General features: G+C 65.2%; 11 protein-coding genes. 8 read left to right on the top strand and 3 right to left on the bottom strand.

Annotation, left to right across the window (positions count from 1 at the left end):
• Nucleotides 1-27 precede the first annotated feature (27 nt).
• The 4 genes from ACFDR6_RS23630 to ACFDR6_RS23615 all read left to right on the top strand — a co-directional run bounded on the left by ACFDR6_RS23630 (nt 28) and on the right by ACFDR6_RS23615 (nt 3,616).
• On the top strand, nt 28-1,284 hold the full coding sequence (locus ACFDR6_RS23630) for a GTP cyclohydrolase II (protein WP_317240877.1): 1,257 nt from the start codon (nt 28-30) through the stop codon (nt 1,282-1,284).
• A 7-nt stretch (nt 1,285-1,291) separates the two neighbouring features.
• Nucleotides 1,292-2,530, top strand: coding sequence for a URC4/urg3 family protein (locus ACFDR6_RS23625; protein WP_375859665.1), 1,239 nt, complete (start codon nt 1,292-1,294; stop codon nt 2,528-2,530).
• A 164-nt stretch (nt 2,531-2,694) separates the two neighbouring features.
• Nucleotides 2,695-3,324, top strand: coding sequence for a uracil phosphoribosyltransferase (gene upp / locus ACFDR6_RS23620; protein WP_212088860.1), 630 nt, complete (start codon nt 2,695-2,697; stop codon nt 3,322-3,324).
• Between the two features lie 79 nt (nt 3,325-3,403).
• Entirely contained in the window at nt 3,404-3,616 is a 213-nt protein-coding gene (locus ACFDR6_RS23615) for a hypothetical protein (protein WP_212088858.1), read from the top strand.
• An 18-nt stretch (nt 3,617-3,634) separates the two neighbouring features.
• On the opposite strand, the gene ACFDR6_RS23610 is transcribed toward ACFDR6_RS23615, so the two are convergent.
• Nucleotides 3,635-4,747 carry a M48 family metallopeptidase gene (locus tag ACFDR6_RS23610; protein WP_375859664.1) on the bottom strand — a complete coding sequence of 371 codons (1,113 nt, stop codon included), beginning with the start codon at nt 4,745-4,747 and terminating at the stop codon, nt 3,635-3,637.
• Nucleotides 4,748-4,750: 3 nt separating this feature from the next.
• Nucleotides 4,751-5,896 (bottom strand): YjgN family protein, encoded by a 1,146-nt coding sequence (locus ACFDR6_RS23605; RefSeq protein WP_375859818.1) that lies wholly within the window; start codon nt 5,894-5,896, stop codon nt 4,751-4,753.
• A 342-nt stretch (nt 5,897-6,238) separates the two neighbouring features.
• Between ACFDR6_RS23605 and ACFDR6_RS23600 the strand changes: the two genes are divergently transcribed.
• Together ACFDR6_RS23600 and ACFDR6_RS23595 are read left to right on the top strand one after the other, a co-directional pair.
• Nucleotides 6,239-7,504 carry a cytochrome P450 gene (locus ACFDR6_RS23600; protein WP_212088854.1) on the top strand — a complete coding sequence of 422 codons (1,266 nt, stop codon included), beginning with the start codon at nt 6,239-6,241 and terminating at the stop codon, nt 7,502-7,504.
• 128 nt (nt 7,505-7,632) lie between these two features.
• Entirely contained in the window at nt 7,633-8,907 is a 1,275-nt protein-coding gene (locus tag ACFDR6_RS23595; RefSeq protein ID WP_317240881.1) for a cytochrome P450, read from the top strand.
• A gap of 357 nt (nt 8,908-9,264) precedes the next feature.
• Here the strand turns inward: ACFDR6_RS23595 and ACFDR6_RS23590 are convergent, their stop codons facing one another.
• On the bottom strand, nt 9,265-10,185 hold the full coding sequence (locus tag ACFDR6_RS23590; protein ID WP_375859663.1) for a LysR substrate-binding domain-containing protein: 921 nt from the start codon (nt 10,183-10,185) through the stop codon (nt 9,265-9,267).
• 125 nt (nt 10,186-10,310) lie between these two features.
• Here ACFDR6_RS23590 and ACFDR6_RS23585 point away from each other — a divergent pair, with 125 nt between their 5' ends.
• A complete protein-coding gene (locus ACFDR6_RS23585) occupies nt 10,311-11,480 on the top strand; it encodes an acyl-CoA dehydrogenase family protein (protein WP_375859662.1) in 1,170 nt (389 codons plus the stop codon).
• A 9-nt stretch (nt 11,481-11,489) separates the two neighbouring features.
• On the top strand, nt 11,490-12,593 hold the full coding sequence (locus tag ACFDR6_RS23580) for a CaiB/BaiF CoA transferase family protein (RefSeq protein ID WP_375859661.1): 1,104 nt from the start codon (nt 11,490-11,492) through the stop codon (nt 12,591-12,593).
• Nucleotides 12,594-12,600 lie beyond the last annotated feature (7 nt).

Below are 12,600 nucleotides of genomic sequence, written 5' to 3'. Positions count from 1 at the left end.
GGCCGTTGGCTTTTTGGGAGCCTGGACATGAGCCGCGCGAACCGTACCGACCACATCCGCCTCACCTCGCATCCGGAGCCGGGCCGGAAGGCCGCCTTTCCGATCCACTGGGGCGCGGCCGACGCACGCGCCCGTGGACCGATCATCGGGACGGTGTCACGTGCCGCGGATCGCAACGTGATCGGCAGCCATGGCGGATCTTATGCGATGTACCGGGCGCTCGCGGTCTCCGCCGGCGCGCTCGATCCGATCCGGCGGCCCGATCTCACCAACACGTTTCCGGCGGCGACCATCGGGCCGTTCGAGCAATGGTGCGATCCCGCAAAAATCGTCGCGCTCGATCCGTGGGGACATCTGGTCGCCGAGAATTTCGGCAAGGACATTGCGGAGGGTGTCGACATCCGCCCGAGCATCGCGGTGACGCGGGCGCGGCTCGACCTGCCGGAGATCCGCGAGGCGCTGGCTGCAAAGCGGCTGCGCGCCGACGGCGAGGTCGTGCACGCCAATGGCAGCGTGTCCGTCGTCAAGATCGCGATTGATCCGGTGTGGTACCTGCCCGGCCTTGCGGTGCGCTTCGGCACCGGCGAGACCGAGCTGCGGCGCACGCTGTTCGAGCAGACCGCCGGCATGTTCCCCGAACTGGTCACGCGGCCGGACATGAAGGTCTTCCTGCCGCCGATCGGCGGCACCACGGTCTACATGTTCGGCGACGTGACGAAACTGCCGGACCATCGCACCAGGATCACCTGCCGCGTGCATGACGAATGCAACGGCTCCGACGTGTTCGGCTCCGACATCTGCACCTGCCGGCCCTATCTCATCCACGGCATCGAGGAATCGGCGCGCGGCGCGCAGGAGGGCGGGCTCGGGCTCGTCGTCTACAACCGCAAGGAAGGGCGCGCGCTCGGCGAGGTCACCAAATTCCTGGTCTACAACGCGCGCAAGCGCCAGGAGGACGGCGATGCGGCCGCCGCCTATTTCGAGCGCACCGAATGCGTCGCCGGCGTGCAGGACGCGCGCTTCCAGCAATTGATGCCGGATACGATCCACTGGCTCGGCTTGAAGCGGATCGACCGCTTCCTGTCGATGAGCGACATGAAACATGACGCGCTGACCTCGCAGGGCATCGACATCGTCGAGCGCGTGCCGATCCCGCCGGAGTTGATCCCGGCCGACGCCTATGTGGAGATCGCCGCCAAGAAAGCCGCCGGCTATTACTCGACCGACATCGCGCCGGAAAAGGACGTGGATGGCGTGGTCGGCCGCTCGCTGGAAAAATACTGATCGCGCGATGGCGGAGGCTTTGGAACGACAGGCGCGCGCGCTGCTCACCGCAGCAGCGGTTCGCGCGCGGGCCGGCGAGATGCTCGATATCGGCGTTGCCGGAGGCTTGAGCCATTTCACTGTTGATCTCGACCGCATGGATGGTGTCGCGGAGGCCGTGCTGGCTGTCACGCGAAAAGCCTATCCGACGCTGGACGTGCCGTTCCACGCAAGATGGCGGCATTTTGTGATTGAGGGCGTCGACCGCTGGGCGCGACTTGCCGACGCTGCATTGTGGCCGGATCGCGCGGCACGTGCGCGCGCCGAGTTCGACCTCGCCATCGTCAGCGTGCTGCTCGATGCCGGCGCGGGTGCGGCGTGGCGATATCGCGACGCGGTGACGGGAGAAAGCATCGGCCGGTCCGAGGGGCTTGCGGTCGCAAGCCTCGACATGTTCGCGAGCGGTCTCTTTTCGCGCGATGCCCGCTCGCCCTTGAGGGCCGATGCAGGCGTGCTCGCGGAGCTGCCGCTCGACGCACTTGCGGCGGCGTTTCAGGTGAACGCGGCCAATCCGCTGCTAGGGCTCGAAGGGCGAACCGATCTGCTGCAGCGCCTGGGCAGGCTGGTGGCGGAGCGCGCGGACGTGTTCGGCCTGCATGACACGCCACGGCCCGGCGGCCTGTTCGATCACATCGCCGCGCAAGCCGTCGGCGGCACTGTTGCTGCGCCCGCCGTTCTGTCGGCGGTGCTGGACCAGCTCGGACCGATCTGGCCGTCTCGGCTGGAGCTCGCAGGAATTCCGCTGGGCGATTGCTGGCGTCACCCGGCCATCACGACGGATGAGGCGACCGCAGGCCTGGTGCCCCTGCACAAGCTGTCACAATGGCTGAGCTATTCGCTGATCGAACCGCTGCAGCGCGCCGGGTTCAAGGTCACCGACATCGACGGGCTGACGGGACTTGCCGAATATCGCAATGGCGGACTGTTCGTCGATCATGCGGTACTGCGGCTGCGCGATCCCGCGGACGCCGAGCGCGCGCATGCGGTGGATTCGCTGCTCGTCGTGGAATGGCGCGCGCTGACGGTGGCGCTGCTCGATCGGCTAGCCGAACTCGTTCGCGCAAAACTCGGCCGCACGCGCGAGACATTGCCGCTCGCCAGCATTCTGGAAGGCGGCACCTGGGCCGCCGGCCGTGCCATTGCCTTCGCACGCCGCCCCGACGGCTCACCGCCGCTCAAGGTGATCAGCGACGGCACGGTTTTCTGAACCTTCTCCCCTTGCGGGAGAGGGTGGCTTCGCGAAAGCGAGGCGGGTGAGGGGTCTGTCTCCGGACGCGTCTCTCACTGGAGTTCGTGGAAGCAGACCCCTCATCCGGCGCTTCGCGCCACCTTCTCCCACAAGGGCAGAAGGGAAGAAGAGAGCAACCGATCATGGAAGGCGTCACGATCGTCGATCATCCGCTGGTGCAGCACAAGCTGACGCTGGTGCGGGACAAGTCCATCTCGACAAAATCGTTCAGGGAGCTGATCAAGGAGATCGGCATGCTCCTGTGCTACGAGGTCACGCGCGATTTGCCGCTGGCCGACACCGTCATCGAGACGCCGCTGGCGACGATGCACTCGGCCAAGATCGCCGGCAAGAAGCTGGTGTTCGTGCCGATGCTGCGCGCCGGCACCACCTTCGTCGACGGCATGATGGACCTGGTGCCGACCGCGCGCGTCGCCCATATCGGGATTTACCGCGAGCCGCACAGCTTCGCCGCGGTCGAATATTTCTTCAAATCGCCGTCCGACCTCGGCGAGCGCCTTGCGATCGTGGTGACGCCGGTGGTCGCGACCGCGAACACGACGGTCGCCGCCATCGATCGGCTGAAGGAGCGCGGCGCCAGGGACATCCGCCTCGCCTGCCTGATCGCAGCACCGGAAGGCCTGGAGCGGCTGCGCGGGCTGCATCCGGACGTTCCGATCTGGACGGCTGCGGTGGACGAGGGGCTCGACGAGAACGGTTTTATCTTGCCGGGCCTCGGCGATGCCGGCGACCGCGCTTACGGAACGCGGTAGGTACCACGCGGCCGCGTGTACCCGATGTTAGGAACGGCTTCCATGGCGCGAGGTTCTCCTGCTTTGCATGGAGAGCACGATGACCTATCAGAATGACGACAGCAGGACGGACAGAGCACGCCGCAACAGCCCGGTCGGCTGGGCGATCGGCGCGATCTTCGTGATCGCCGTGGTCGCGGCCGTCTTCTTCTACAATGGTCGCGAGTTTAGTCCGCAGGCGACGTCGACCAGTCCGAACAACGCGCCGAGCGTGACCACGGGCTCAAATCCGCCGGCTACGCCGGCGAAGTAAGGGCCGGCTGCGGGCGGCTCATACCTTCCCGCTACCGCAAACCCCCTTCAACGCCTGCCACTCCTTGTCCGTCAATAGCGGCGGGCCGCTGGCGGGGCGATCTTCCCTGGTCATGCGGGCGAGTCGGTCCTCGGTCAGGGGATGACTGGCGAGGATCGTCGTGAGCGTGGAGCCGCCTTCCTTGCCTGTGATGCGGTACATCAGCTCGAAAGCGGGCTTCGGCGAGCGGCCGAGCTTGTGCATGACTTCGATCGCGAACGTATCGGCGGCGGTCTCGGCCTCGCGCGAATAGGAGGCCTCGACCAGGCTGCGCGAGGCGAAGATCACGGCAGAGGAGCCGGTGACATCGCCGAACAACAGGCCGATCAGGAACGAGGTGCCGCCGTTGTAGATCAGGCCGCGCATATTGTCGTGATGCTTGAGATGGCCGAGCTCGTGGGCGAGGATGCCGGCGAGCTCGTCGGGGCTTTCGGCCTTGTCGAGCAGGCCCTTGAGCACGAACACCTTGCCGCCCGGCAACGCAAAGGCGTTCGGCACCGCCGTCGGCAGCACGCCCGCCGTCATGGAATCATCGTCGAGACCTGCGGCATCACGCAGGCGATTGACGAGCTTCGTGAACGCGGCCTTGCCTGCGGGGTCTTCGCACACGCTGCGGCCGAAGATGGTCTTCACCTGGACCTCGGCGGCATCGCCAATCCGCCGCTCGACTGGCTTCGGCACCAGCGGCGCGAGACGGTCGGCGGCGAGCGGCACGCCGAACAGGACGACGCAGACGATGGAGACGGCGGCGGCCACCGACCAGCCGACGATCTTCGCGGTACCGCGCCGCGAGGTCTGGTGATCGTCGAGACGCAAGCATCGCGCGGTCACATCCGCTGCGAGCGCAGCGTCGCGGATCTCGAGCCGCGCGAGTGGCGTGGCGGATGTCGACGCCAGGCGCAAGATCCCGGCCGGGCTGTCGGCACGGCGGATGTCGGCATACGCCCAGCGCACGGGCGTTCCGCCCTCCTCGACGATCTCGAGCGCATCGCCGAGCGTCAGCATCACCTGACGCCTGCGGCTCGAGACGCCGTCGAAGAAGATGGTCGGCTTGACGGACAGCGCCGGGGCCTCGGTGGACGACTCACTCACAGCTCAAAATCCCGCGACATCGAGTCCGTCGGCGAACCCTTCACCGAGCGCGCTGGCAAGCTGGCCGCTGCCACGCACATCGGCGGCGGCCGCGATGTTGTGCACCTCGACGGTCTCGAGCACCTTGGCCCAGAGATCGCGCTGGAGATAGACCCGCATGACGATATTGATCGCGAGCGCCAGGGCGAAATAGCCTATCACCATCACCACCACCATCGGGATGCTCTTGGCGGCATTGTCGGAGCCGAACACCTCCTCCACCGGAACGCCGCCCAGCGAGACGACGAGCATCGCGGCGCCACCGAGATAGGCTGCGAACATCATCGAGAGCAGCATCCACCAGCCGATCACCTTCCAGTACAGCCCGTAGAAGGCATCATGAGGCAGGTCCGAGGTCAGGCTGACGCCGCCAATGCGGATGCCGTCGAGCCACCAGCGCCACTCGCGCGCCTTGAATTCGGCATAGAAGAACGGCGCCAGCGGAAAAATCACCAGCGCGACCGGGCTGAGCAGCCACAGCCACCAGCCGCGCTTGAAGAAGGTCCAGCCGTCGCCTTCGAAATCGCCGCGGAGGTCGCCGTAATGGGTGTGCTGCATCTTGTAGCGTTCGAGCGCGGCCTCGCGCCACGGCAACGCCAGGCCGAGCGTCAGGAACACGAGCAGGCCCCACGCCATGGCGCGGAACGCATAAGCCCAGCCGGAGCCGTCCATCCAGAACCGCACGCCACGCCAGACCGTGCGCGTCAGCCGATAGCGCCGCGCGCGAAAAATCGCGAACTGGCCGAAGGCGTAGAAGCCGATGAACAGCGGCACCGAGGCAAAGGCCTGCCAGCGCTCGAACTCGATGCCGATCAGGAAGTAGGCGAGATAGATCGGGACCAGGATCGCCAGCGCGAACAGGAAGCCAACCAGCAGCTCCTTGGCCCGCCCGGTATATTCGGCGGCATCGCCGTCGACCGCGGTGTTCGCCCACAGATGGCGGCGAATGTCGGTGACGAGCCAGAACCGGTAGAAGCCGAAGGTGACGAGCTCCAGCATGGCACCCCTGGTGACCATTTTGCGGAACTCGGAGCGGCTTCCGGTGAAGTCGATGCCCGTGGGCGGCAACGGCGGCGGAATGGGCTGGGAGCCGATGGGGGTCCATTGCATGTCGTTCACGGCGGCAACCTCGGGATGCTGGTCGATTGCAATCAACTATAGGTCAGGGATTGGTCGATCCCCAACATGGTCGGGTTCGATTTACCTCGGTTCCAGACGGTTCTGGCATGATTTCACGACAAACCGTGTGCGGGGGATCACGCTTGTCGGGACCGGTAACCCGGATGCGATTCGCTCCATCCGGGTCACGGCACCGACACCCCATCCGCTCGCCAGGATTGGGCGCAACAAAACTCTCCCTTGCTCCGGCGCAGACAACCGGCTGTAATTGCAGTTCAAATACCGCAGCGCAGAATTCAACGACGCGCGGTTCATGCTTTAGGGAGAACGGTCATGCATGGGACCATCGAAAGCGCGGCAAAGCTCGACGCCCTGCGCGCGCGCGCCACCTCACTGCCGCTGGAGCAATTTGACCCGGGCGATCCGGAATTGTTCAGGACCGACACGTTCTGGCCCTACTTCGACCGCCTGCGCCGTGAAGACCCCGTGCACTACTGCAAGGACTCGATGTTCGGACCGTACTGGTCGGTGACACGCTACAACGACATCATGGAAATCGAGACGAACCATTCGGTGTTCTCCTCGGCCTCCTCGCTCGGCGGCATCACCATCCGCGACGTCGACCCGGACCTGCGCCGCGAGAGTTTTATTTCGATGGATCCGCCCCGGCACGCCGCGCAGCGCAAGACCGTGGCGCCGATGTTCACGCCGACGCATCTGGACAATCTAGCCCTGAACATCCGCAAGCGCTCTGCCGAGTGCCTGGACAATCTGCCCCGTGGCGAGGTGTTCGACTGGGTCGACCGCGTCTCGATCGAGCTGACCACGCAGATGCTGGCGGTGCTGTTCGACTTCCCCTGGGAGGACCGCCGCAAGCTGACGCGCTGGTCCGACGTCGCCACCACCATTCCAGGGCCCGACGGCCTGGTTGCGACGGACGAGGAGCGGATGGCCGAGCTCGCGGACTGCGCGGCCTACTTCTCGCGGCTATGGAAGGAGCGCGCGGAGCAGCCGCCGAAGAGCGACCTCCTGTCGATGATGGCGCATGGCGCCGCGACGCGCGACATGGACGCAAAAAATTTCCTCGGCAATCTCGTCCTCTTGATCGTCGGCGGCAACGACACCACGCGCAACACCATGTCGGGCTCGCTGCACGCGCTGAGCCAGCATCCGGAGCAATATCGCAAGCTGCGCGAGAATCCGGCGCTGCTCGACAGCTTCGTGCCCGAGGTGATCCGCTGGCAGACGCCGTTGGCGCATATGCGCCGCACCGCGCTCTCCGACTTCGAGTTCCGCGGCAAGCAGATCAAGAAGGGTGACAAGGTCGTGATGTGGTACGTCTCGGGCAACCGCGACGAGGAGGCGATCGAGAAGCCGTACGATTTCATCATCGACCGCGCCCGCCCGCGCACGCACCTGTCCTTCGGCTTCGGCATCCACCGTTGCGTGGGCCTAAGGCTTGCCGAACTCCAGCTCAAGATTATCTGGGAAGAGATCCTCAGGCGGTTCGACCATATCGACGTGGTGGGAGAGCCGAAGCGGGTCTATTCGAGTTTCGTGAAGGGACTTGAAGAGCTGCCGGTGAAGATTGCGGCGTGAATTCGAGCTATGCCCACGACAATGCTGCGCCCCCTCACTCGGCGCGCGGGACGATGCCGTGCATCGCCCGGGACGCGCCGACCTCTCCCGCAAGCGAGAGAGGTTAGAAACCAACTGGAGCCACGACGATGAACATCCAAGCGCCGGTTAAAGTGGACAAAGCTGAACGCATGCGGAAGGCGCGCGAGGAGGCCTATGCAACGCCGCTGGCGCAATTCCACCCCGGCGCGCCCAGGCTGTTCCAGGACGACACGCTGTGGCCGTGGTTCGAGCGGCTACGCAAGGAAGAGCCTGTGCATTACTGCACAAACGCGCCGATCGAGCCCTATTGGTCGGTGGTGAAATACAACGACATCATGCATGTCGACACCAATCACGGCCTCTTCTCGTCGGACTCGACGCTCGGCGGCATCTCGATCCGCGACGTGCCGCAAGGCTACGACTGGCCGAGCTTCATCGCGATGGACCAGCCCAGACATTCGTCGCAGCGAAAGACCGTCGCGCCGATGTTCACGCCGACGCATCTCGACGAGTTGGCAAAGCTGATCCGGCAACGCTCGCAGACCGTGCTCGACAATCTGCCGCGCAACGAGACCTTCAACTTCGTCGAGCGCGTCTCGATCGAGCTGACGACGCAGATGCTGGCGACCCTGTTCGACTTCCCCTGGGAGGAGCGGCGCAAGCTGACGCGCTGGTCCGACGTCTCGACCGCGCTGCCCAAGAGCGGCATCGTCGCCTCGGCCGAAGAGCGCCGCCGCGAGATGGACGAGTGCTACGGCTACATGTCGAAGCTGTGGAACGAGCGCGTCAACTCCGCACCGCGCAACGATCTGCTGTCGCTCATGGCGCACAACGACGCCACGCGCCACATGGACCCCGACAATCTCATGGGCAACATCATCCTGCTCATCGTCGGCGGCAACGACACGACGCGCAACACCATGACCGGCTCTGTGCTGGCGCTGAACGAAAACCCCGAGCAGTACGACAAGCTCCGCGCCAATCCGGCGCTGATCGATTCCATGGTACCCGAAGTGATCCGCTGGCAGACGCCGCTGGCGCATATGCGGCGCACCGCGCTTGCCGACACCGAGATCGGCGGCAAGCACATCAAGAAAGGCGACCGCGTCGTGATGTGGTACGTTTCGGGCAACCGCGACGAGGAGATGTTCGAGAAGCCGAACGACTTCATCATCGACCGCCCGCGCCCGCGCACGCACCTCTCCTTCGGCTTCGGCATCCACCGCTGTGTCGGCATGCGCCTCGCCGAGCTGCAGCTCAAGATCGTCTGGGAGGAGATGCTGAAGCGCTTCGACCGCATCGAGGTCGTCGGCGAGCCGAAGCGGATCTATTCCAGCTTCATCAAGGGGTACGAGACGCTGCCGGTGCGGATTCCGGGGTAGGCTCTCTCCGCCGTCATTGCGAGGAGCGAAGCGACGAAGCAATCCAGACTGCCATCGCGGAAACAGCCTGGATTGCTTCGCTTCGCTCGCAATGACGGAGGATTGGATACATAGGCGCGTCACATTCCGGACGGCGAACGCTGCGGCGCGCTGAACTGCTCCCCTCACCCTGAGGAGCCTGCGAAGCAGGCGTCTCGAAGGGCGAGGCCACCAGCCGGGCCTTCATCCTTCGAGACGCGCGAAGACGCGCTCCTCAGGATGAGGATCAGGCGCGACACCCGGCTATAAAATTTCGGCATGACAGCTCGCACCAGATGCGAAGACACGGCCTCGCGCGACTGTTCTACGACACGGCGTCTAACTCAATCTGATGTCCCACACGCCGTCCTTGCGGCAGGCGGCGACCTCCTCGCGCAGCAGCGCGGTGACGGCGAGCGAGGCCGTCGAGACCGGCCGGTCGATCGGAGAAGCGAAAATGAGCTCGCGCGTCATCGGCTTCGATACGGGCGCGGTTTCCAGCCGTCCGTCGGCGACCTCGCCGTGGACCGACGAGGGCGGCAGCAGCGCGAAGCCGAGGCCCTCCTCGACCAGGCTCGTCAGGACGCGAAACGAATCCGCCTCCAGTTGCACGTCGAGCTTGATCTTGCGCTGGGCGGCCGCGTGCTCGATCAGCGCGCGAAGGCCGTGCGAATGAGAGGGCAACACGAGCCGTTGCCGCAGCAGCCAGCCGATGTCGACGCTCTTCTTGCGTGCGAGGCCGCAGCCGCGCGGACCGACCGCGACGATGTTGTCACGGCCGAGGCTCGCCACGTTGAGATGCAGATCGGCCGAGCGCCCGTAGAGGATGGCGAGATCCATCTCGCCGCGATGCAGCCATTCGACCAGGTGGCCGCTGTAGCTCTCGACGATGCGCAGCGAGATGCCGGGAAACTTCTCGACGCAGCGCCGCGCAAAGCGCGCCGACAGCACGCAGCTCACGGTTGGAACCAGGCCGAGCACGACTTGCCCGGACGGCGGGCCCTTGGCCGACTGGATGTCGTCGCGGATCTGGTCGATCTGCCGCACGATGCCGGAGGTGCGCGACAGCAGCAGCCGGCCGGCTTCGGTCAGCACCATGCCGCGGCCGTTGCGGGTGAAGAGTTCGGTGCGCAGCTCGTGTTCCAGGAGCTTGATCTGCCGGCTCAGCGCCGGCTGCGCCACGCGCAGCGTGTCGGACGCCTTGGAGAGGCTGCCGAGCTCCGCCACGCAACTGAAGGTCCTGAGCTGCCGGAAATCCATGCTTGCCAATCCTGGAAGGCTACTTCATACGCTATAACAAATGAGCATAGGGGGCTGGCATTGTTTTCACAACGCCAGAGGGTTGGCCGGCGTTATCTTAACTGCCGCTATTGATTGGAAACGCCATGAGCCAAGAACACCACACCGAAGACTACGGCGACATCCGCGAAGCCGTCGCAAAACTCTGCGCGCAGTTTCCCGGCGAATATTGGCGCAAGCTCGACCGCGAGATGGCCTACCCCAAGGCCTTCGTCGATGCGCTGACCGAGGCCGGCTATCTCTCGGTGCTGATCCCCGAGGAGTATGGCGGCGCCGGCCTGAAGCTGTCTGCGGCCGCGGCGATCCTGGAAGAGATCCAGCGCGCGGGCTGCAACGGCGGCGGCTGCCATGCCCAGATGTACACGATGGGCACCGTGCTGCGGCACGGCAACGCCGAGCAGAAGGCGAAATACCTGCCGAAGATCGCCAGCGGCGAGTTGCGCCTGCAGGCCTTCGGCGTCACCGAGCCGACCAGCGGCACCGACACCTCCTCGCTGAAAACCTTCGCGCGGAAGGACGGCAACGACAGCTACATCGTCAACGGCCAGAAGATCTGGACCAGCCGCGCCGAGCATTCCGACCTGATGGTGCTGCTGGCGCGCACCACGCCGAAGGACCAGGCCAAGAAGCGCACCGATGGCCTCTCCGTGTTCATCGTCGACATGCGCGAGGCCAAGAACAACGGCCTCGAAATCCGCCCGATCCGCACCATGATGAACCACGCCACCACCGAAGTGTTCTTTACCGACATGAAGGTGCCGGCGGAGAACCTGATCGGCGAGGAAGGCAACGGCTTTCGCTACATCCTCTCCGGCATGAACGCCGAGCGCATCCTGATCGCGGCCGAATGCATCGGCGACGCAAAATGGTTCATCGCCAAGGCCACCAACTACGCCAAGGAGCGCAGCGTGTTCGGCCGGCCGATCGGCCAGAACCAGGGCATCCAGTTCCCGATCGCCAAGGCCTATGCCTCGATGCGCGCGGCCGAGCTGATGGTGAAGGAAGCCACGCGCAAATACGAGGCGGGGCTCGATTGCGGCGCCGAGGCCAACATGGCCAAGATGCTGGCGGCCGATGCGTCCTGGGAAGCTGCCAATGCCTGCATCCAGACCCATGGCGGCTTCGGCTTTGCCGAGGAATACGACGTCGAGCGCAAGTTCCGCGAGACGCGGCTCTATCAGGTGGCGCCGATCTCGACCAACCTGGTGCTCTCCTTCGTCGCCGAGCACGTGCTCGGCATGCCGCGCTCCTACTGAGGTCCGGCCATGGGAGCATTGGACGGGATCAGGGTGATTGCGGTCGAGCAGGCGGTGGCGGCGCCGTTCTGCTCCTCGCGGCTGGCGGACGCGGGCGCGGAGGTGATCAAGATCGAACGGCCCGAGGGCGATTTCGCCCGCGGCTATGACGCGGCGGCCAAGGGCCAGAGCAGCTACTTCGTCTGGCTCAATCGCGGCAAGCAATCCGCTGTGGTCGATCTCGCCACCAAAGAAGGCTGCGCAGAGCTGGAGAAGCTGATCGCCAGCGCCGACGTGCTGATCCAGAACCTGAAGCCCGGCTCGATGGACAAGCTCGGCTTTTCGCGCGAGCGACTGCTGAAGGACTATCCGAAGCTGATCTCCTGCACCATCACCGGCTATGGCGACGAGGGCCCCTACGCGCACCGCAAGGCCTATGATTTGCTGATCCAGGCCGAGAGCGGGCTTGCCTCCATCACCGGCAACCCCGATGGAGCCTCGCGCGTCGGCATGTCGATCGTCGACGTCGCGACCGGCGCGACCGCGCATGCGGCGATCCTTGAAGCGCTGATCGCGCGCGGCCGCACCGGCAAGGGCGCGGATATCCGCATCTCCATGTTCGACGTGATGGCGGACTGGTGCACCGTGCCGCTGCTCAACTCCGAAGCCGGCAACCCGCCCAAGCGCATGGGCCTGCGCCATCCCTCGATCGCGCCCTATGGCGTATTCACCTCGCAGGACGGCAAGGACATTTTGATCTCGATCCAGAGCGAGCGCGAGTGGAAGACGCTGTGTGCCAAGGTGCTGGATCAGCCCAACCTGCCCGCTGATCCCCGCGTCGCCAACATGGTCGAGCGCGTGCGCAATCGCGACTTCACCGACAAGACCGTTGCGGACATCTTCGGCAGGATGACGCGGGACGAGTTGCTGAAGCGGCTGTCGGATGCCGACATCGCATTCGCGGAGGTCAACACCATGGCCGATCTCACCAATCATCCGCATCTGCGCCGCATCGAGGTCGACACGCCGCAGGGACGCGTCAGCTATCCCGCGCCGGCGCCGATCATCGTCGGCGAAACCCGCAGCTATGGTGCCGTGCCCGCGATCGGCGAAAACCCAAAGTCCAAGAAATAACAAGAGC

Origin of the sequence: Bradyrhizobium tunisiense, assembly GCF_042263385.1 — a bacterium.
GTDB lineage: Bacteria > Pseudomonadota > Alphaproteobacteria > Rhizobiales > Xanthobacteraceae > Bradyrhizobium > Bradyrhizobium tunisiense.
This window is presented reverse-complemented; position numbering and strand designations above follow the sequence as displayed.